The organism is Plantibacter flavus (assembly GCF_051487245.1).
Taxonomy (GTDB): Bacteria; Actinomycetota; Actinomycetes; order Actinomycetales; family Microbacteriaceae; genus Plantibacter; species Plantibacter flavus_B.
The window spans coordinates 513663-535309 of the sequence record NZ_JAHVDH010000005.1 but is presented as its reverse complement, the minus strand read 5'-3'; the positions used below and the strand labels follow the sequence as shown (position 1 = coordinate 535309).

The following is a 21647-nucleotide window of genomic DNA, read 5'->3' as shown; positions in this document are numbered from 1 at the left end:
GCGACGAAGCGGCGGTTCGCTCACGGGTCCGCGGGCTTCGCCGATCATCGCTTGTGCTGCGGCGATGGTCCGAGTACTCTCCGGGAACAGCAAACGTGCTCGATAAACACATCGGAGTGTCTATCCCGCACATCTTCGTCATCTCATCCTGAGCAAGAATGCGAGACCCCATGCGCCGTTCCCCCGGGCAGACCGACCTGCCCAACGCCCTGCCCCACACCACCTCCACCCAGGTCCCGCTGCGCAAGCTCCAGCGGTCGATGGATGCCCGACACCTCGTGATGATCGCCCTCGGCGGCGTCATCGGTTCCGGCCTCTTCCTGAGCTCCGGCTACACCATCAGTCAGGCGGGGCCGCTCGGCGCCATCATCGCCTACCTCGTCGGCGCGCTCGTCGTGTACCTCGTCATGACCTGCCTCGGTGAGCTCGCGATCGCCTATCCCGTGTCCGGCGCGTTCCACATCTACGCGTCCAGATCGATCAACCCGGCGACCGGCTTCACCACGGCCTGGCTCTACTGGCTGTGCTGGGTCGTGGCCCTCGGCTCCGAGTTCACCGCGTCGGGCATCCTGATGCAACGGTGGTTCCCGGACGTCCAGGTGTGGGTGTGGTGTCTCGTCTTCGCCGGCATCCTCTTCGTCCTGAACGCGATCTCCGCGCGCGTCTTCGGTGAGACGGAGTTCTGGTTCTCGATCATCAAGGTCGTCGCCATCATCGCGCTCATCGTTCTCGGGGCCGCCGCGATCTTCGGCTTCACCCCGCTGTCGAGCGAGCACCCCGGGGCCGTGCTGTTCTCGAACTTCACCACACCGGACGGTCTGTTCCCCGCCGGTGCCACCGGTGTCCTCGTCACCTCCCTCGCGGTGTTCTACGCGTTCAGCGGTTCCGAGCTGATCGGCGTCGCCGCCGGGGAGACGAAGGACCCGGCGAAGAACATCCCGAAGGCGCTGCGTTCCACCGTCCTCCGTCTGCTGGTCCTGTTCGTCGGCTCCATCGCGGTCATCGCGGCCATCCTGCCCTACGACCAGGCGGGGCTGACGACGAGTCCGTTCGTCGACGTGTTCCAGTACGTCGGCGTTCCGTACGCCGCCGACATCATGAACTTCGTGATCATCACGGCGCTCCTCTCGGCCGGCAACAGCGGCCTGTTCTCCTGCGCCCGCATGCTGTTCTCGCTCGCCGAGGAGGGGCACGCGCCCCGCGCCTTCATGCGGCTCACCCGGCGCGGCATCCCGATCGTCGCGCTGAGCGTCAGCATGGGCATCGGTCTCGTGTCGCTGCTGTCGAGCGTCATCGCCGCGGAGACGGTGTACCTCGCCCTGGTGTCGGTGGCCGGGTTCGCCGTGGTCGCCGTCTGGATGTCGATCGTCGCCTCGCAGTTCTTCCACCGTCGTGCCTTCGTGCGGGCCGGTGGCGACATCCGGACGCTCGCCTACCGGACACCGTGGTACCCGTTCGTGCCGATCCTGGCCTTCGCGCTCCTGCTCGCGTCGGTCGTGGCCATCGCCTTCGACCCGAACCAGATCGCCGCCCTGTACTTCGGAGTGCCCTTCGTCATCGCGTGCTACGGGTTCTTCTGGTGGCGGTACGGGCGACGCGGTGCGCAGGCGCCACTCCCTCGGCAGTCCGAGGAGGCACCGGTCGACGCCGCCGAGACGGTTCCCGAGCCGTCCGGTGAAGGTGCTGCCGAGGGTGCTGTCGAGGTCGCCGGCCGGTGAGCGCCGCGCCGGGTTGGCTCGAGATCGACACCGCAGCGATCGCCCACAACCTCGCGGTCGTCCGCGATCAGCTGCACCCCTCCACCGAGCTGTGCGCCGTGGTCAAGGCGGACGCCTACGGGCACGGTGTCGACCTCGTCCTCCCGGCGATCCTCGACGAGCAGCTCACCTGCATCGGCATCACCGCGAACGCCGAGGCGCATGCTGCGCGGGAACTGGGGTACACCGGTCGGATCCTGCGGCTCCGGGCTGCGCTCGAGGACGAGATCGACGACGGCATCGCGGCCGGTATCGAGGAGTGGGTCGGCGGGCTCGCACATGCCCGCCTCGTCGACCGCGTCGCCCGTGCGCGCCGGAGCACCATCAGAGTGCACCTGTCGATCAATTCGACCGGGCTGAGCCGCGACGGCATCGACTGGGGGAACGGTCGTGCCGCCGCGGAGCTCGACGCGATCGCTCGGTTCAGCGGAGTGCACCCGGTCGGCGTCTGTTCGCACTTCCCGAGCGACGACCCGGCCGACGTCGCGGTCGGCGTCGGGACGTTCGCACGGCAGTCGTCGATCGCGGTGACCGCACTCGGTGCGGCCGGGCGGGGTGGACCCGTGCAGCGACACTGCGCGACGACCCATGTGAGCCTGAGCGAGCCGAGGAGCCACTTCGACCTCGTGCGCATCGGAGCCGCCCTCTACGGCGACACCGACCTCCTCGGTGGTGCGCTGCGGCCCGCGATGCGCCTGGTGTCGCGCATCGCGGCGATCAACGGCTATCCGGCCGGGAACACCGTCGGGTACGACCGGCGCCACCTGCTCTCTCGTCCCTCGACGCTCGCCGTCGTGCCGGTCGGATACGCGGACGGCTACCACCGCAGTCTCGGCGGGCGCGCCGAGGTGCTCGTCGGCGGCCGACGCGCTCCAGTGGTCGACCGGCTGGCGATGAACACCTTCCTCATCGACATCACCCATCTGCCCGGTGTGCGCCTCGGTGACGAGGTCGTGCTCTACGGCGACCAGGGCGACGAGCGGATCTCCTCCAGGGAGATCGAGCGGGTGAGCGGTCAGATCGCCGCCGACCTGTACACGGCATGGGGCAGGCTGGTGCCGCGGATCGCCCGCGCCGGCGTCCGGACGCCGAGCCTCCAGGGTCCGTGACGGCTCCCAGCGCTGTCGGCCTCCTCGGTCGCCGAGCGCTTCGACGTGCGGCAGTAGGCTGACGGTGCTGCACCCGCCTCGACCCTCCGGAGGACCACCGATGAGCACGCCGACCTCGCTCTCGCAGGGACTCGTCCTGCTCGCAGCGGCCGTCGACCGCGAGCGGTCCGGCCGGGTGGGGCACACGGCAGCCCGGCTTGCGGATGTCACCGGGATCGAACGCAGTCGGGTGTCACGACTCACGCAGGAACTCCGCGGCATCGACTACCTGCATCGTGACGACACCTCGCAGCTGAGCGCGGGTCCCGCGTACTTTGCCCCCGGTCGAGCGCTCAACGCACCGTGGTTGCGTGCGGCCCGACGAGAACTCCGATCGCTGGCCGCGCGCCTCGACGTGACCGCGGCCGTGAGCGTCGCGGACGGGCCGCGCGCGCTGCTGCTCAGGTTCGAATCGGGCACGAACGCCGTCGACACCTCGATCCGCGCGGGCATGGCGACGCCTGTGTGGTGCACCGGATCGGGACGAGCCCTGCTGTGGGACCGAGACGCCGCGCAGCTCGCAGCGCTCCTGGACGACGTGCAGTTCATCGGCGTCGGTGGCCCGGCGGCTGCCCACAACGTCGCCGAGCTCGGCGCGCTGCTCGCTCGCGACCGCGAGGCCGGAACCATTCGCGCCGTCGACGAGTACGTCGGTGGCGTCACCGACTACGCCGTACCGATCCGGCGCGAAGGGATGATCATCGCCGCCCTGTCCGTGTCGGGTGCCAGCGCGAACGCCGAGCTCGCCCGACGTGCTCCGGCGGAACTCCGGACGAGCGCCGGTCGCCTCAGCGCGCTCGCAGCAGCCTCGTCCGCTCGTCGGACGGGCGAGCAGCCGCAGTAGCACCGAGGGCGTCTCTCGCGGAAGGTGCGCCGAGTGCCGTCGAGAGGGCTGCCGATGCGCGGGTGCAGGCGGCTGCCAGCTCGACGGTGCGCGCTTCCAGAGCCTCCCGGGTCCCGACGACCTGGAGCGCAGCGACGACCTCGCCGCGGAAGTCGAACACCGGCGTCGCGACCGCGAACAGCCCGGGCTCCGCCTCCTCGCTGATGACGGCGTAGCCGCGTCGCCGAGCCGCGTCCAGCCTGGTGACGAAGTCGTCCACCGACCGCGGCGCGTTCGGCCCAGCGCTCTCGAAGCTCGTCTCGGCGAAGACGTCGCGGATCTCCTCGTCATCGGCGTCCCAGAGCACCGCCTGACCGGCGTCGCTGCAGAACGCCGGATAGCTGCGTCCGATCCACGAACCGATGAGCCGGGACGCGGCCGGCACGCTCTCGACGATCGTGCGCGTGCTCGCACCGGACAGGACCCCCAGGAAGCAGGCTTCACCGAGCTCGTCTGCGAGGTCTTCGAGGATCCCGAGGCCGATCGATCGGAGACGCCGTTCCGTGAGTTCCTGTGCAGCGGCGTACCACTCCCACGCGAGGGCGTAGCGACGATCCGGTCCGCGGACCACCAGGCGCTGCTGCGCGAGTGCGGCGAGCACGCGGGAGACCTGCGAACGGTCGCGACCGAGTGCACCGGCGACCTCGGCGACGGTGGCGCCGGGCGCCGGGCGACCACCTCCGTCGTCCGTGAGGCCGGCGAGGCACGAGATCACCTCGAATCCGCGACCCATGCTGCTGAGGCCGTCACCGCCGTCATCCGCTGTCGCCATACCGAGACCCTACCGTCCGAGTCCGTTCCGGCTCGGACGTCGCAGACGACGGGATCGAGGCACAATGAGGTCATGGATCTGAACCGCGGATGGTGGACGGTCGACGGTGGGCTCGGCACCCTCCTCGAAGCTCGTGGTCATGACCTGTCCGACGAGCTGTGGAGCGCCCGACTGCTGGTGAGCGATCCAGCTGCGATCCAGGCAGCTCACGAGGATTTCTTCGCAGCCGGCGCCCAGATCGCAATCAGTGCGTCGTACCAGGTGGGATTCGAACCGTTCGCGCGGATCGGGATCACCCCGGCGGAGACGGACCAGCTGCTCCGTGCGAGCGTCGAGCTCGTTCGAGCGGCGCGGTCGAGTGCCGTCGCGTCCTCGACATCCGCCGCTCCGCTCCTCGTCGCCGCCTCGATCGGCCCGTACGGTGCGACGCTCGGCGACGGCTCCGAGTACCGCGGCGACTCGGGGCTCAGCCGCGCCGAGTTGCGGCGCTGGCACGAGCGACGGCTCGGCGTCCTCGTGGACGCAGCTCCGGATCTGCTCGCCCTCGAGACCGTTCCGACGCTCGACGAAGCGACCGCGCTCATGGACCTCGTCCGCGGCTCCGGCGTGCCAGCCTGGCTCTCCTTCACCGTGGAGGCGGGCCGTCTGCGTTCCGGCGAGCTGATGGAGGAGGGGTTCCGCCTCGCCAATGGCGTCGATGAGGTCCAAGCCGTCGGCATCAACTGTTCGCATCCGCGAGAGGTGCTTCCGGCGATCGTGGCTGCTCGCGCGGTGACCGATCGTGCCATCGTGGTCTATCCCAATTCCGGGGAGGTCTGGGACGGTGCCGCGAGAGCCTGGCGCGGGGCGTCCGGCGCGGGCGACGTCCGCGCCTGGTCGAACGCCGGTGCGACGCTGATCGGCGGCTGCTGCCGGGTGCTGCCTCCCGCGATCACCGCTGTGCGGGCTGAGCTCGAAGCAGCGGACGTCGACGAACGTCGGGCTCGGTGAGCGGGGCGCTCCTCGCTCGGGCCGACGGGAGGGTCAGAAGTGCAGGACGGAGCGGATCGCGACCACCGCTCCCGCGCGCGCCCACTCCGTGAACTCGAACGGCTGGACATCGAGCGGCACCGGTTGTTCGCTCGGCAGCCGCACGGCCTCGATCGAGCGGTCGATACTGTCACCGGCGAGTTCGACGACAGCGAGGCCCTCGCCCGTGAGGACGATCTTCTCGGGATCCAGGCCGTTGAGAATGGTCCCGATCAGCACGCCCAGCGCACGACCGGCGTCGTCGAACGCGCGCTGCGCTCCCTCGTGACCGGCTCGGGCGAGTTCGACCGCTCCGGCGTAGTCGAGGTCGGGCACCCCGATGGCCTCGACGATCGACTCGCTCGGCAGGTACGCGCTCGCGCAGCCGCGGTGCCCGAGCCCGCAGCTCGGGCCGTTCGAATCGACGATGAGGTGGTCGAGTCTGCCGGCACGGCCGTGGTGGCCGGTGACGACGGCGCCGTCGACGACCAGTCCGGACCCGATGCCGGCGCCGACCGTCACGACCGCGAGGGAGTCGCAGCCGGCACCGGCACCGAACCAGTGCTCGGCGGCGGTGAGCGCTCGGACGTCGTTGTCGGCGGTCACCGGGATGCCGAGGCGCTCGCTGAGGAGTTCCGCCAGTGGCACGTCGCGCCACTGCAGGAAGAACGAGACCACGACGATCTGGCGTCCGTCGACACGGGCGAGGTCACCGGCGAGGCACACGCCGGCTGCATGGATGTCGTCGAACCGCTCCGCGAACCTCGCATGGATCGCGGCGATCTGATCGACGGTGTCCGAGACGGAGGTGGAGACGAGCGGTTCCTCGACGGAGGCGACGATCTGCGCGCCCAGGTCGGTCACGACCGCGAAGACCGCGTCGCCGGTGAGCTTCACGCCCAGGAAGTGGTGGGTGTCGTGTCGGACGACGAGCATCTCGCTCGGCCGACCCATCGCTGCGCGCAGGGCGACCTCGCCCTCGGTGATCATCGACTGCTCCATGAGGACCCGGGTCGCGCGGGTGAGGCTCGCGCGGGAGACGCCGAGACGTCGTGCGATCTCGGCGCGGGGGAGGGGGCCGTGGATCAGGAGCTCGCGGAGGGCGCCGCGCTCGGCGTCGGCGAGGTACGGCCAGTCGCGGGCGCTGGGGGTGACGTTCGGATCCGACACCTGTCCTCGCTTTCTCAACGACATCGACATCGGGAGCCTATCGCTCGGGCCGTGCTTGACGGACTTTGTAAACTTAGGTAATAAAGTAGCAGACGGCCGAGGCGCCGTCATCCGATCCACGCCCCGACGCAAGGAAGCTCATGGCCCACCTCCCCCTGCACGCAGACTGGACGCTCACCGCGGTGGACGGCCCCATCCCCGACGCCGTCCGCGGACAGACGATCGTTGCCACCGTGCCCGGCTGCGCCCACATCGACCTGCTCGCCGCCGGACTCATCGACCCGCCGTTCGACGCCGACAACGAGGCCGCACAGCAGTGGATCGGCGACACGGTCTGGCGGTACGCGACGACCTTCGACTGGCAGGACGACGGCTCCGAGCGGCACGACCTCGTGGCGCTCGGGCTCGACACGGTGGCCACCATCGAACTGAACGGCGAGGTGATCGGCCGCACCCAGAACCAGCACCGCAGTCACCGGTTCGACGTCCGGGAGCAGCTCGTCGTCGGAGCCAACACCCTCTCGATCACCTTCGCGGCCCCTGTCCCCGAAGCGGAGGCCCGCTCCGTCGCCAACGGCCCCCGCCCGCACGTGAACCACCACCCGTACAACGCCCTCCGGAAGGCGGCGTTCAACTTCGGTTGGGATTGGGGGATCGACGTCGCGACGAGCGGGATCTGGAAGGCGATCGGGATCGAGAGCTGGTCGGGCGTGCGGATCGCCTCGGTCCGCCCGCTCGTGGACCTCGTGCACCGCGCCGGCGCGGTCGACGGCAGACTCGACGCCCATGTCGAGCTCGAGTGGGCTGGCATCTCGTCGAGCCGCGTCAGCCTCAGGCTGACCGTCGGTGACATCGTGGAGACCGTCGCCGTTGCGCCCGGTTCGCCCTCGCCGACAGTCACGGCGACCCTCCCGGACGTCGACGTGTGGTGGCCGGCCGGTCACGGCGCACAGCCGCTGTACGACGCCGTCGTGACGATCGTCGACGCAGCGTCCCCGGTGGAGCCGTGGCGATCGCGCGTCGGCTTCCGGACCGTCCGGGTTGACACGACCCCCGACGCGTTCGGAGCCCCGTTCGACGTGTACGTCAACGACGCGCTCGTGCAGGTGCGCGGGGCGAACTGGATCCCCGATCATGCCTTCGTGACCGAGGTGGACCGGGACCGGTACCGGCGCCGGGTGGGTGACGCCGTCGACGCGAACATGAACCTCCTGCGGGTCTGGGGTGGCGGCATCTACGAGTCCGACGACTTCTACGACGCCTGCGACGAGGCGGGCATCCTCGTCTGGCAGGACTTCCTGTTCGCCTGCGCCGCCTATGCGGAGGAGGACTGGCTCGCCGAGGAGGTCGAGGCGGAGGCTCGCGAGGCGATCACCCGACTCAGCCCGCACCCGTCGCTCGTGATCTGGAACGGCAACAACGAGAACATCTGGGGGTACGTCGAGTGGGGCTGGCGGCCGGAACTCGCCGGCCGGACGTGGGGAGAGCGGTACTACCGCGAGCTCTTCCCCGCGCTCATCGCCGAGCTGGACCCGAGCAGGTCCTATTCGCCGGCGAGCCCGTACTCGTTCTCCGAGTATCTGCATCCGAACGACGCCGCCAACGGCACGATGCACATCTGGGACGTCTGGAACACCCGTGACTACACCGACTACCGTGAGCACCGTCCGCGGTTCGCGTCGGAGTTCGGGTTCCAGGGGCCGCCGGCGTGGTCGACGCTCGTCGACGTCGTCCACGACGAGCCGCTCGACCCGTACGGGCGACAGATGCTCGTCCATCAGAAGGCAGACCAGGGCAATCTGAAGCTCGAACGCGGCATGCGCGGGCACCTCCCCGAGCCGCGGACGATCGAGGAGTGGCACTGGGCCACGCAACTGAACCAGGCCGCAGCGATCCGGTTCGGGATCGAGCACCTCCGCTCGCTGGCGCCGCAGAACACCGGCGTCATCGTCTGGCAACTGAACGACAGCTGGCCCGTGGTCTCCTGGGCAGCGGTCGACTTCGCCGAGCACCGGAAGCCGCTGTGGTTCGCGCTGCGCGCCGTGTACGAGCCACGTCTGGCGACCTTCCAGCCACGCGACGACGGACTCTCGCTCGTCGTGCTGAACGACACGTCCGCCGCGTGGTCGGGAGAGGTGCTGCTCCGCCGGACCGCCTTCGACGGCACGGTGCTGTCCACCGCATCGGTCCCTGCCGCGGTCGGTGCTCGCGGTGCCGCAACGGTCACCGTCCCTGCGGCGCTGGTGGCGTTCGATGATCCGAGCGGCGAGCTGCTCTTCGCCGAGCTGGACGGCTTCTCCCGTGCCGTGCACGATCCGGCCGAGGTCGTCGGGCAACACCTCGCGCCACGGCCCATCGATGGTGAGGCGACCGAGGAGTCGCCCGGCCGCTACGTCGTGACGGTGACCGCGACGAGTTACGCGCGGGATGTCACGCTGCTCGTCGACCGGGTCGACCAGGACGCGACTGTGGACCGTGGACTCGTGACGCTCCTGGCGGGCGAGCACGCGACCTTTGCGGTGACCGCCCGGCCGGGCCTCGACCCCGTGGCGTTCCTCGCGGACGAGGTGCTGCGCCACGCGAACGGACTGCTGGCCGGGCGCTGAGGGCTCGGGGACCGGGACTCCCGGTCCCCGAGCCGGGTTCAGATCCGGGTCAGGTGCAGGACGAGTGCCTGAGCCGGCCAGAGGGGTGGGATCTGCAGCCCGATCGAGTCGAGCACCCGTCCGGGCAGCGTGATCTCGCCCGCCGAGATCCAGCCGGGCGTCGCGAAGCCGTGGCGTGACACCCCGACCTCGTCGCGGACCCGCACACGGTAGCTCGCGTCGACGTCGAGGCCGTGGAGCCGGACGCGCTCGGGCAGCGAGTCCTCGAGTGTCGCGACGCTCGCGATGGTGAAGACCGCCTCCGACTGGTCCTCGGCGACGGCTCCGACCACGCGCAGTGCTGGATCTCGGACGTCGGCGTGCACGGCGACACCCGTGTGGATGACGTGTCGCAGCTCCTTGTAGAGTGCGCCCCAGCGGGTGATCGTCTCCCGTTCCTCTGGCGTGCACTCCGCGATGTTCCACTCGAAGCCGGCCGAGCCCATGAGGCTCGTCGCGAGACGGTACGACAGCGGGGTGGTGCGGCCCGACGAGTGCGCAGTCGTCGGCCCCACATGGCCGCCCACGAGTTCCGGAGCCAGCAGGAGCTGCGTCCAGCGCTGGATGTCCTGACGCTCGACCGGGTCGTTCGAGTCGCTCGCCCAGACGCGGTCCGCCACGTCGAGGATGCCGAGATCGCTCCGGGCGCCTCCAGACGAGCAGGCCTCGATCTCGAGACCGGGATGGAGCGCCTTGAGCTCGGCCATCAGCCGATACAGTGCCTCGGTCTGGACGTGGACGCCTGGCCGGCCGCCGTGCACCGCTTCGACCAGGTCGCGGTTGTGGTCCCACTTGATGAAGTCGATCCCGAGCTCCGAGACGAGCGCGTGCAAACGGCCGAGGATGTACTCGTAGGCGTCGTCGCGGGCGATGTCGAGCACGTGCTGCGTGCGCCACGACAGGTGGCCCGGTGTCGGGACATGGCCCGGGGCATGCAGGAGCCAGTCGGGGTGCGCCCGCGCGAGCTCCGAATCGAGGCTGATCATCTCCGGTTCGAACCAGAGTCCGAACTCCATTCCCAACTCGTGCACCCGGTCGGCAAGCGGTCCGAGACCATCCGGCCACACGGCCCGATCGACGAACCAGTCGCCCAGCGCCGTCGTGTCGTCGCGCCGTCCGTGGAACCAGCCGTCATCGAGGACGAACCGTTCGACACCCACCGTCGCGGCCAGCTCCGCGAGCGAGAGCAGCGCCACCGGGTCGTGGTCGAAGTACACGGCCTCCCAGGTGTTGAGCACGAGCGGCCGCGGCGTCGACGGATGGTTCGGACGGGCGCGTTCGAACCGGTGGAACCGTTCGGACAGGCCGTCGAGACCGGCGCCGGACCAGGCGAAGTAGGCCGTCGGTGTCGTGTATGCCTCGCCGGGCATGAGACCGATCTCGCCGACGCGGAGCAGCTCACCCGCACCGATCACGTCGACGGAGTCGGGGAGCCGATCGTTGCGGTACGTGCAGTCGGCGCTCCAGCCGAGGTGCACCGCCCACAGCTCTCCACCGCGGTCGCGCGGGGGGTCGATCGACACGAGGTACAGCATCGGTGCATCGTGGCCTCCCCGCCCGCGCCGCGTCTGGCGCACGGTCGACCCACGGGGAACGATGCCCGTGCTCGGAACCTTCTCGCGGGTCCAGCGGCCGGCGAACGTCGTCAGGTGGTCGACGGCCTTCGGGGTCGGCAGCGTCGCCTCGACCCACTCGACGCCCAGTGCGCTCGCCGCCTCCGTCGTGGACGTGACGGTGTGGGTGACGCTCACCACGCCGCCCGTCTCGATGGCGATGCGGGAGGAGAGGCGGAATCCGTTCTGCAGGTCGTCGGCGACGACCGACAGCGCAGAATCATCCGCCGACGGGGTGCAGACGACGCTCGCCCACCGCGGGTGGAGCGCGACGCCCGATCGGGAGAGCGAGAGCCCCGGTCGCCCAGCCCACATGTCGCCCTCGACGGGCAGGATCGACGCCTGCCACGCGGCGTCGAGCGTGCCAGGGTGCGTCTGCCGGCTGAGTGCTGCCGCGAGGTCGCGGAGTTCGCCCGCGGAGACGGCGCCGAGGTCGCGTCCCCAGTGCAGCACGGTCGGTAGGACGGGGCGGGAGGTGCGATCCGGCTGCTCGGTCGAGGTCTCGACGACGACGGAGACACCGTCCCGTCTGAGGTGCACGAGCGGTGCGGAGCTGGTTCGGTCGGCGGCGTCGTCGCTGCGCGGCCGGGTGTCCACGAGGTCTGTCATGGGGCCCTTTCGAATCGGGGTCGGATCGGAACGAGTTCGTCCGAGGTGCTTGACGCACATAATTTACCTAAGTAACAATGGTGCCGTCGGGTGGAAAAATCCACCCCCATTCACGAAGTCGGCGTCGACTGCCCACCGCGGTCCGCGCCTGGGAAAGGATCAACGATGTTCCTCAACTCCACGGGCTCCCGGCCCCGACGTCGCACCTGGGTGGTGGGGGCCGTCGCGGCCGCCGCCACCGCCCTGCTGCTCGCAGGGTGCTCCCCGTCCAGCGGATCCAGCGGCTCCTCCGCCTCCGCCGCGGACACACTCGTCGCCTACACCGGTCAGTCCGGCGACTACCAGATCAACTTCAACCCCTACTCGCCCTCCAGCATCGGAGGCATCGGCACCATCTACGAGTCGCTCTTCTTCGTCACGAACGTGAACACCGACGCCTACAAGCCCCTGCTCGGCACCGAGTACAGCTGGAACGACGACGGCACGCAGCTCTCCGTCACCCTCCGTGACGACGTGAAGTGGTCGGACGGCGAGGCCTTCACCGCCGACGACGTCGTCTTCACCTTCAAGCAGCTCATCGACACCCCGTCGATCAACAACGGCGGTTTCGACGGCACGGTCGAGGCGACCGACGACACGCACGTCGTGTTCACCTGGGACTACGCCGCCTTCGTCAGTGGGCCGACCCTCCTCGGCCGCACACCGATCGTCCCCGAGCACATCTGGAAGGACATCGATCCCACGACGAACGTCATGGAGAAGCCGGTCGGTACCGGCCCGTACACCCTCGGCAACTTCAAGGCCCAGGCGTTCACCCTCGTGTCGAACCCCGACTACTGGGACGGCGAGCCGGCCGTGAAGGCCGTGCGCTACCTGTCGCTCTCCGGCAACACCGCCGGAGCCGACGCACTCGCTGCCGGCACGATCGACTGGCAGACGGGCCCCGTCCCCGACCTCGAGAACGTCTCGACCACCTACCCCGGCTACGAGGCGATCACCATCCCGCAGAACCAGATGGCGCTGCTCACCTGCTCGAGCGCGTCCCTCGGTTGCGTCGGACCGCAGACCGACCCGGCCGTCCGTCAGGCGGTCTACTACGCCCTCAACCGCGACCAGGTGAACTCCCTCGCGTTCCAGAACACCGCGAGCGAGATGTCGCCGACGTTCGCGCTCACCACCACCCAGAAGGACCTCATCTCCCCGGCCATCGCCGAACCGATCGCCCCGAGCGCGCCCGACGAGGCGAAGGCTGCTGGCCTCCTCGAGGGTGCCGGATGGGTCAAGGGTTCCGACGGCGTGTACGCGAAGGACGGCGAGAAGCTCTCGCTCACCGTCGAGGTCGTCACCGGTTGGACCGACTACATCACCGCGATCGACACGATGGCGCAGCAGCTGAAGGCCGTCGGCATCGACCTCAAGGTCTCGCAGTCCTCGTGGAACGAGTGGACCGACAAGAAGGGCAAGGGCAACTACCAGCTCGCCATCGACTCACTCGGTCAGGGGGCGGCGTCCGACCCGTACTACCTCTACGACAAGTACTTCAACACGGCGTTCACCGCGCCGGTCGGCGAGGTCGCCCCGCAGAACGTCGCCCGCTTCAGCGACCCCGAGGTCGACGCGGCGCTCGCCGTCCTGAAGGCCACCAACCCGACCGACACGGCGGCTCGCCAGGCGCAGTTCGACATCATCCAGGCCAAGATCGTCGCCGACATGCCCTACATCCCGATCATGACGGGCGGTACGACGAGCGAGTTCCACAGTGAGAAGTTCACCGGGTGGCCGACGCTCGACGACCTGTACGCGTTCCCCGCGATCTGGGCGTCTCCCGACAATGCGGAGATCTTCAAGTCGCTGAAGCCGACGGGGAAGTAGTCATGACGGTCACCGAGAAGGAGCGCGCCGTGCCGCGCGCGGGAGGGACGTCGTGAACTACTTCGTCCGCAAGCTGGGGTTCTACGCCATCGCCCTCTGGGCGGCGTTGACCATCAACTTCCTCATCCCGAGGCTGTTGCCGGGCAACCCGGTCGACATCCTGCTCGCCAAGCTGCAGCAACGGGGCGGCATCGTCACCCCGGACACCCGCAAGGCCTACGAGCTCCTTCTCGGTGGCGACTCCTCCGAACCATTGCCGCTGCAGTACTGGAACTACCTCGTCAACGTGTTCCGCGGTGACCTCGGGGTGTCGGTCAGCTACTTCCCGACCCCGGTCACCGAGGTCATCGGCACGTCGATGCCCTGGACGATCGCCCTCATCGGCATCGCGACGATCCTGGCGACGATCATCGGGGTCTCCCTCGGCGCCATCGTCGGGTGGAAGCCGGGCACGTGGCTCGACTCGCTCGTCCCGGCGACGACCCTGCTCGCCGCCGTGCCGTATTTCTGGCTGGCGCTCATCCTCGTCTACGTGTTCGCGACGACGCTGAAGCTCTTCCCCTCGCAGGGCGGCTACGACGTCATCCTCGACCCCGGGTTCAGCTGGGAGTTCATCTCCTCGGCCATCCAGTACGGCTTCCTCCCGGCACTGACGATCGTGATCGCCTCACTCGGCGGCTGGCTGCTCGGCATGCGCAACATGATGGTCTCGACGCTGTCCGAGGACTACATCCTCACCGCGCAGGCGAAGGGGCTCAGCCAAGGACGCATCCTCCGCAACTACGCGGCCAGGAACGCCGTGCTGCCGTCTGTGGCGGGATTCGCGATCGCGCTCGGCTTCGTCGTCTCCGGGTCCATCGTCACCGAGCAGGTGTTCTCCTACCCGGGCATCGGGTCGAAGCTGCTCTCCGCGGTGACGAACAACGACTACGCGCTCATGCAGGGCATCTTCCTGTACATCACCCTCGCGGTGCTCGGCGCGAACCTCATCGTCGACCTCTTCTACGGGCTCATCGACCCGCGCACCCGGGTGAACGCCTGATGCGCGCGGACATCTCGGACAAGCCGGCCACGCAGACCTCGACCACGGAAGGGCAGAGCCGATGACGAACCTCGCTCCCCGCACAGAACCGAACGTCGCCGATGCGACGATGGCGCTCGCGACCGCCGCAGCGGAACGCGGCAAGAAGCCCCGCTCCGCGTGGCGGATGATGCTGCCGACGATGACGCCGTGGCTCGCCACCGGTCTCGTGCTCGTCGGTGGCATCACCCTCTTCGGGCTCATCGGCCCGCTCTTCGTGCAGGACCCGACCACCATCCGGGACATCGGCCTGCAGCCGCCCAGCTCCGAGCACCTCCTCGGCACCACGCAGACCGGTCAGGACGTCTTCTCGCAGCTCGCGCACGCGACCGCCGGGTCCCTGCAGATCGGCCTCATCGTCGGGGTGCTCGCGACGATCCTGTCGGCGTTCTTCGGGATCCTCGGGGCGTACATCGGCGGGTTCGCAGACGAGGCGTTCTCGCTGTTCTCGAACGTGTTCCTCGTGATTCCCGGCCTCCCGCTCGTGATCGTCATCTCGGGCTTCGTCCCGCAGGAGCAACGCGGGCTGTGGACGATCGCCGTGGTCCTCGCGATCACCGGGTGGGCGGCGTCGAGCCGCGTGCTCCGGGCGCAGACCCTGTCGATCCGCAACCGGGACTACGTCGCGGCGTCGAGGGTGGCAGGGGAGCGGGCCGGGCGGGTGATCGCGGTCGAGATCCTGCCGAACCTCCTCCCTGTGCTCGCCTCGCAGTTCGTGTTCGCGGTGATCGCGGCGATCCTCGGCGAGGCGGGCCTCTCGTTCCTCGGGCTCGGGGCGTCCAACTCCTCGACCCTCGGGACGATGCTGTTCTACGCCCAGAACGGCTTCGCGCTGCCGCTCGGCGCCTGGTGGTGGTTCGGTCCGCCCGGGCTCATCATCGCCCTGTTCGGCATGGGCTTGTCGCTCATCAACTTCTCCATCGACGAGATCATCAACCCGAAACTCAAGAACGTCCGGCTGCACCGCAAGCGCGCGAACGCTGCGGCGAAGCTCGAGAGGAAGGCATCGGCATGACGCTCCTGGAAGCCCCATCGCGCAGATCCACTCGCCCGGCCGTCGTCACGATCGACGACCTCTCGGTCGTGTACGAGGTCGATCACCCCGTCACCGCGGTCAAGCACGCGAGCCTGACGCTCGCCCCCGGCGAGATCCTCGGGCTCGCCGGTGAGTCCGGCTGCGGCAAGACCACGCTCGCGTACGCGATCAACCGGCTGCACAAACCGCCGGCCCGCATCTCCTCCGGCAGCATCACCTTCCACGACCGGGACGGCACCGACGTCGACCTCCTCGCGCTCGAGGACGAGGAGCTGCGGGCGTTCCGCTGGACGAAGCTCTCGATGGTGTTCCAAGGCGCGATGAATGCGCTGAACCCCGTGACCAATGTGCGTGCGCAGCTGTGCGACGTGCTTCTGACGCACCGCCCCGAGTTGTCGAAGCGTGAGCGGATCCAGCGGGCGGGCGACGTGCTCGAGCGGGTCGGCGTCGACCGCGCCCGGCTGAGCTCCTACCCGCACGAACTCTCGGGAGGCATGCGCCAACGCGTGATGATCGCGATGGCGATGCTGCTGGAGCCGCAGGTCATGATCATGGACGAGCCGACGACCGCGCTCGACGTCGTGGTGCAGCGTGACATCCTTCGCGAGATCGTCCGACTGCGCGACGAACTCGACTTCGCCGTCGTGTTCATCACTCACGACCTCCCGCTCCTGCTGGAGATCAGTGACCGCATCGCGGTCATGCTGCAAGGGGAGATCGTCGAACTCGGCACCGCGGACCAGATCTACCGCGAGCCAGAGCACCCCTACACGCAGCGGCTGCTCGCCTCGTTCCCGAGCCTCAGCGGTTCGCGCGGGTCGTTCATCCGGACCGGCATCGACGACGCACAGGAGCAGACCTCATGACGACGATCAGGGTCACCGATCTCACCAAGGACTTCACCATCAAGAACGGGCTTCGACGGACGGCGTTCCGTGCAGTGGACCGGGTGTCCTTCGACCTCGTGCCCGGTCGCACGGTCGCGCTCGTCGGCGAGTCGGGTTCCGGCAAGTCGACGATCGCCCGGATGCTCGCCCGACTCGAACGGCCGTCCTCCGGCGAGATCGAGGTGACACTCGATGACGGCACCCGGGTGCCCCGGTCGCTCTACCGCCGACACGTGCAGATGGTGTTCCAGGACCCGTTCGCGTCGCTCAACCCGTTCCACACGATCGAGCACCACATCGCTCGGCCGATCCGGCTCCACCGCCGCGCGTCGGGTGCCGCTGCAGTGCACGAGCAGGTGCTGTCGATGCTCGAGCGCGTCAACCTCGAGCCGGCCGAGGACATGGCCGCGCGGCGTCCGCACGAACTCTCCGGCGGGCAGCGGCAGCGGGTCGCGATCGCCCGGGCGCTCGCACCGGGCGCGCAGGTGCTCATCGCGGACGAACCGGTGTCCATGCTCGACGTGTCGATCCGACTCGGCGTGCTCAACCTGATGGGCCGCCTGCAGCGCGAGGACGACCTCGCCGTGCTCTACATCACCCACGACCTGGCCACAGCTCGGCACTTCTCCGATGAGATCCTGGTGCTCTACCACGGTCGCGTGGTCGAGCGCGGTCCGGCCGACGACGTCATCCTCAACCCCCAGCACGACTACACGAAGCTCCTCGCGCTGGCGGCCCCTGACCCGGAGAAGATCGGCAAGGTCGTCTCGAGCGAGGCGGCCCCGGATCGCGCCTCGCTCGACAACGCCGTCTGCTACAACCACTACACGCAGTCCTGGGAGTCGGCGGACACCCGGGCAACGGCTCGTGCCTGAGCTGCAGAGCGCACGGGTGCCGGGCGGCGTCGACCGATTGCGCTGGCGGAACGACGCCGTCGAACTGGTGTTCGCGATCGGCTCTGATGGCCCCGTCGCGCTCATCGGTATCGGGCCGGGCGGGCACCGTTCCATGCCGACACCGACGCTCGACCGGGAGCTGTGGCAGCCGCTCGTCGAGCTGTCGGCGTTCGGCCACGGTCGGTTTCCCGGCAGCTTCCGGTACGTCGACACGGTGATCGGTGCGCGCCTGCGCTACCGGGCGCACACGACCGACGGTTCGTTGCTGCGCATCGAGCAGTGCGACGAGGAGACCGGGCTCGTGGTCGAGAGCGTGTTCGAGCGGCATGACGGCGTCAGCGCGTTCCGCACCTGGACGACCGTGACCGCTGGGACGCCCATCGTGCTCGACGTCGTGTCGACCTTCGCGACCGGCGCGTTCCTGACCGCGGCACCGGACGTCGACGGCTTCGTGCTCGCGTCTGCCGCGAACGACTGGGTCGCGGAGAGCAGGTGGACGACCAAGCCGCTGCGGGAGCTCGGCCTCGCCCGGATCGACCGCGACGTCCAGCACCAACCGCCGCGCAGTCGACTCCACGTCGCGAACCGTGGCTCATGGTCGAGCGGAGAGCACGCGCCGACCGCGGTGCTGCTCGCGACGAACGGTGACTACGCTCTCGCCTGGCAGGTGGAGCACAACGGGCCGTGGGGGTATCAACTCGGCGAGACACGACACGGCGCCTACCTGCTGCTGACCGGCCCGACCGATCAGGACAACCAGTGGAGCGTACGGCTCGCACCAGGGGAGACGTTCACCTCGGTCCCGGCGTCCGTGGCGTTCGCCGCCGGCGGTGTCGACGAGGTGTTCGGCGCGCTCACGCAGCAGCGCCGAGCGACCAGGCTCGTCCGCGAGGCGGACCGCACGCTACCGGTGGTCTTCAACGACTACATGAACACGCTCATGGGTGACCCGACCACCGACAGGCTGCTCCCGCTCATCGACGCCGCTGCCGACGCCGGTGCCGATCTCTTCTGCATCGACGCCGGCTGGTACGCCGAAGGGCACTGGTGGGACACCGTCGGTGAATGGCTGCCTGCGGCGAGCCGGTTCCCCGGAGGCATCGAGGAGGTCATCGGGCACATCCGGGCGGGCGGCATGGTCGCGGGGCTCTGGTTGGAACCCGAGGTCATCGGTGTCCGCTCGCCGCTCGCCGTGGCGTCCTCCGGACGTGCCCTGCCCGACTCCGCATTCTTCTCACGAGGCGGGATCCGGCTCGCCGAGCACGGCAGACACCTCCTCGACCTGCGCGACCCGGCCGCCCGTGCACACGTGGTCGGGGTCTTCGACCGCCTCGTCGCCGACTACGGCATCGGCTTCGTGAAGATGGACGACAACACGATGACCGGCCCCGGCACGGACACCGGCGGGCTCGCCCCGGGCGCCGGGTTGCTCGAGCACAACCGGGCGCTCCTCGACGTGCTCGACGAGGTCCAGGCGAAGCACCCTCACCTCCTCATCGAGAGCTGCGCCTCCGGGGCGATGCGGATGGATCAGGCGATGCTGTCACGTCTGCACCTGCAATCGACGTCGGACCAGCAGGACCCCGTCATGTACGCGACGATCGCGGCTGCCGCCCCGGCGTCGATGCTGCCGGAGCAGGCGGGCAACTGGGCCTATCCGCTGGCCGGGACGAGCCGCGAGGAGATGGTCTTCGCGCTGGTGAACGGGATCCTCGGGCGGATGTACCTCTCCGGGTACCTCAACCGCATGTCGCAGGGGGAGGTCGCCCTCGTGCGCGAGGCGGTCGTGGCGCAGAAGACGGTGTTGAGCGGCATCGAGGCGTCAGCCCCGTTCTGGCCACTCGGGCTGCCCGGGTGGGAGGACCGCTGGGTCGCCCTCGGGCTCCGTGATGAGCGGGGTTCCTGGCTGAGCGTCTGGTGCCGGCCGGGAGCATCGGCGGACGTGGTCCTCCCGCTGCCCGCTTACACCGGTCGGGCACTCGTGGTCGAACCCGGCTTCCCTGCCGACGCCGGCGGTTGGTCGTGGCGTTGGGACGCCGACTCGGCAGAGCTGCACGTCACAGCCACCGAAGCGCCCACCGCCCGCGTCCTCCGGCTCATCCCGGACGCGCCGATCCCCACCATCGAGAAGGACCTCCAGCATGACCAGCAGTACTGAACCGACCCGCGCCACCCGCCGGGGAACCGCGAACTGGCCCACCGCAGGGTTGTCCTTCGGCGGAGACTACAGTCCTGAGCAATGGCCATGGGAGACCGTGCTCGAGGACATGGTGCTCATGGGGGAGGCGGGGGTGAACCTCGTCACCCTCGGGGTGTTCTCCTGGGTCGTCCACGAGCCGCAGGACGGGAGGTTCGACTTCACCTGGCTCGACCGCATGCTGGACCTCCTCCACGAGCACGGCATCTCGGTCGACCTCGCGACGCCGACGGCGGCCGTGCCCATGTGGTTGCATCGATTGCACCCCGAGATCCTGCCGCAGGACGAACACGGCCACCCGCTTGCGCCGGGCGGACGTCTGGGATGGTGTGCATCGTCGCCGGTGTTCCGGTCGTACGCCCTGCGGATCGTCGAGCGGCTGGCGTCGCATGTCGCCGGGCACCCCGCCGTACGGATGTGGCACATCAGCAATGAGCTCGGAGGCGGCAACGGACGCTGTCACTGCCCCGTCTCGAACGCCAGGTTCCGCGACTGGGTCGAGGCGAAGTACGCCACGGTCGACGCACTGAACGACGCCTGGGGGACAGCGTTCTGGGGGAACACGTACTCGTCGTTCGCGGAGGTCACGACCCCGTCGGGCGTCACCGCGCACAACCCCGGCCAGCTGCTCGACTTCGAACGGTTCTCCTCCGACGAACTCCTGGGGCACTATCGGGCGGAACGGGCGGTGTTGCAACGGTGGACGCCACACGTCCCGATCACGACCAACTTCATGGTCGGCCTCGGACCGGACGTCGTCGACTACACGCGCTGGGCGGACGAAACGGACATCGTCGCGAACGACCACTACACCTACGGACCCGACCCCCTTCGGCACCAGGAGCTCGCGTTCAGCGGCGACCGCATGCGCGCCATGTCGGGCGGCGGCCCGTGGATGCTCATGGAACACGCCGCCGGTGCGGCGAGTTGGCATCCGATCAACCAGCCGAAGCGTCCCGGGGAGCTCATCCGGCACGCGCTCGGGCATCTCGCGCGAGGCTCCGACAGCGCCATGTTCTTCCAGTGGCGTGCCTCCCGCTTGGGGACGGAACAGTTCCATTCGGCGATGCTCCCGCATGCCGGCCGCGACAGCCGCATCTTCCGCGACATCACGACGCTCGGCGGCCACCTCCGTGCACTGCGCGAGGTCCAGGGTTCGGTCGTCGCCGACGTGCAGGTCGCGATCCTCCACGACAACGAGGCGGGCTGGGCGGTGAAGAGCGGGCTGAAACCGATCAACCGGCCGAGCTACGCCGAGTCGGCCAGAGCCGTGCACAACGCCCTGTTCGAGCGGGCGGTGACCGCCGACATCGTGCCACCGTGGGCGGCCCTGGCCGACTACCGTCTCGTCGTCGTGCCGGGCCTCTTCCTCGTCTCCGACACGAACGCCCGCGCTGTCCGCGACTACGTGGAAGCCGGTGGGACGGTGCTCGTGACGTGGTTCTCCGGCATCGTCGACGAGGTCAACACCGTGCGGACGGGTGGGTTCCCCGGGGCGTTCCGGGACCTGCTCGGGGTGTCCAGCGAGGAGTTCTCACCGCTCACGGTGGAGGAACGCGTCGCGCTCGACAACGGGTGGACGGCGAAACGCTGGACCGAGTTCATGCGCGCTCCCGAGGACGGGAGCGGTGTCGAGATCGTGGCCCGCTACGCCGGCGGCACGGTCAGCGGCGCCCCCGCGATCACGCGCCGCACGGTCGGCGCGGGAGCTGCCTGGTACCTGTCCGCCGACCTCGAAGCTGCGGATCTCGGTGCACTCGTCGACAGGCTCCTGTCGGAGTCAGGCGTCGAGCCTGCCGCAGCCGTCCCACGCGGCGTCGAGGCCGTGCGCCGCCGCTCCGCGTCGGAGTCCTACCTGTTCCTCATCAACCACACCGCGGAACCGGCCTGGGCAGACGCCTCTGGTACGGACCTGCTGACCGGGACGCTCCACGACGGTCAGGTTCCACTCGCCGCTGGCGCCGTCGCCGTCCTGCGTGAGTCAGGGGCCTGGTCGACCGGGAGTCAGGGGCCTGGTCGACCGTGAGTCACGGGCCTGGCCGACCGTGAGTCAGGGGCCCGGCCGACCGTGAG

15 protein-coding genes are annotated in these 21647 nt (G+C 69.3%); 12 read left to right on the top strand and 3 right to left on the bottom strand.

The annotated features are described in order from the left end of the window. The first annotated feature begins 170 nt into the window (after window positions 1–170). The 3 genes from KXS11_RS15390 to KXS11_RS15380 all read left to right on the top strand — a co-directional run bounded on the left by KXS11_RS15390 (window position 171) and on the right by KXS11_RS15380 (window position 3749). Window positions 171–1718 carry an amino acid permease gene (locus KXS11_RS15390; protein WP_437386490.1) on the top strand — a complete coding sequence of 516 codons (1548 nt, stop codon included), beginning with the start codon at window positions 171–173 and terminating at the stop codon, window positions 1716–1718. Further along, complete coding sequence (alr, locus tag KXS11_RS15385; protein ID WP_437386489.1) at window positions 1715–2866, top strand: alanine racemase; 1152 nt, start codon at window positions 1715–1717, stop codon at window positions 2864–2866. Before KXS11_RS15390 ends, alr begins: the two co-directional genes overlap by 4 nt. A gap of 100 nt (window positions 2867–2966) precedes the next feature. Then, window positions 2967–3749: an IclR family transcriptional regulator gene (locus KXS11_RS15380; protein WP_437386488.1), complete on the top strand. Its 783-nt coding sequence runs from the start codon at window positions 2967–2969 to the stop codon at window positions 3747–3749. Here KXS11_RS15380 and KXS11_RS15375 read toward each other — a convergent pair. Beyond that, entirely contained in the window at window positions 3694–4560 is an 867-nt protein-coding gene (locus tag KXS11_RS15375) for an IclR family transcriptional regulator (RefSeq protein ID WP_437386487.1), read from the bottom strand. The genes KXS11_RS15380 and KXS11_RS15375 overlap by 56 nt on opposite strands. 72 nt (window positions 4561–4632) lie before the next feature. On the opposite strand from KXS11_RS15375, the gene mmuM reads away from it, so the two are divergent. Next, window positions 4633–5550, top strand: a complete 918-nt coding sequence (mmuM, locus tag KXS11_RS15370) for a homocysteine S-methyltransferase (RefSeq protein WP_437386486.1) — start codon at window positions 4633–4635, stop codon at window positions 5548–5550. 33 nt (window positions 5551–5583) lie between these two features. Here mmuM and KXS11_RS15365 read toward each other — a convergent pair whose 3' ends face one another. Then, window positions 5584–6738, bottom strand: a complete 1155-nt coding sequence (locus KXS11_RS15365) for an ROK family protein (protein WP_437386485.1) — start codon at window positions 6736–6738, stop codon at window positions 5584–5586. A 140-nt stretch (window positions 6739–6878) separates the two neighbouring features. Between KXS11_RS15365 and KXS11_RS15360 the strand changes: the two genes are divergently transcribed. Further along, window positions 6879–9344: a glycoside hydrolase family 2 protein gene (locus KXS11_RS15360; protein WP_437386484.1), complete on the top strand. Its 2466-nt coding sequence runs from the start codon at window positions 6879–6881 to the stop codon at window positions 9342–9344. A 38-nt stretch (window positions 9345–9382) separates the two neighbouring features. Here KXS11_RS15360 and KXS11_RS15355 read toward each other — a convergent pair whose 3' ends face one another. Then, window positions 9383–11605, bottom strand: coding sequence for an alpha-galactosidase (locus KXS11_RS15355; protein WP_437386483.1), 2223 nt, complete (start codon window positions 11603–11605; stop codon window positions 9383–9385). Window positions 11606–11770: 165 nt separating this feature from the next. On the opposite strand from KXS11_RS15355, the gene KXS11_RS15350 reads away from it, so the two are divergent. The 7 genes from KXS11_RS15350 (at window position 11771) to KXS11_RS15320 (ending at window position 21600) form a co-directional block, all read left to right on the top strand. Then, complete coding sequence (locus tag KXS11_RS15350; RefSeq protein WP_437386482.1) at window positions 11771–13477, top strand: ABC transporter substrate-binding protein; 1707 nt, start codon at window positions 11771–11773, stop codon at window positions 13475–13477. 52 nt (window positions 13478–13529) lie between these two features. After that, window positions 13530–14519: an ABC transporter permease gene (locus KXS11_RS15345; RefSeq protein ID WP_437386481.1), complete on the top strand. Its 990-nt coding sequence runs from the start codon at window positions 13530–13532 to the stop codon at window positions 14517–14519. Window positions 14520–14580: 61 nt separating this feature from the next. Further along, window positions 14581–15573, top strand: a complete 993-nt coding sequence (locus KXS11_RS15340) for an ABC transporter permease (RefSeq protein WP_437386480.1) — start codon at window positions 14581–14583, stop codon at window positions 15571–15573. Continuing rightward, window positions 15570–16460 carry an ABC transporter ATP-binding protein gene (locus KXS11_RS15335; RefSeq protein ID WP_437386479.1) on the top strand — a complete coding sequence of 297 codons (891 nt, stop codon included), beginning with the start codon at window positions 15570–15572 and terminating at the stop codon, window positions 16458–16460. The genes KXS11_RS15340 and KXS11_RS15335 overlap by 4 nt, the downstream gene beginning before the upstream one ends. Next, window positions 16457–17356: an ABC transporter ATP-binding protein gene (locus KXS11_RS15330; protein ID WP_437386478.1), complete on the top strand. Its 900-nt coding sequence runs from the start codon at window positions 16457–16459 to the stop codon at window positions 17354–17356. Before KXS11_RS15335 ends, KXS11_RS15330 begins: the two co-directional genes overlap by 4 nt. Continuing rightward, window positions 17349–19535 (top strand): alpha-galactosidase, encoded by a 2187-nt coding sequence (locus tag KXS11_RS15325; RefSeq protein ID WP_437386477.1) that lies wholly within the window; start codon window positions 17349–17351, stop codon window positions 19533–19535. Before KXS11_RS15330 ends, KXS11_RS15325 begins: the two co-directional genes overlap by 8 nt. After that, entirely contained in the window at window positions 19519–21600 is a 2082-nt protein-coding gene (locus tag KXS11_RS15320) for a beta-galactosidase (RefSeq protein ID WP_437386476.1), read from the top strand. The genes KXS11_RS15325 and KXS11_RS15320 overlap by 17 nt, the downstream gene beginning before the upstream one ends. Window positions 21601–21647: the final 47 nt, after the last annotated feature.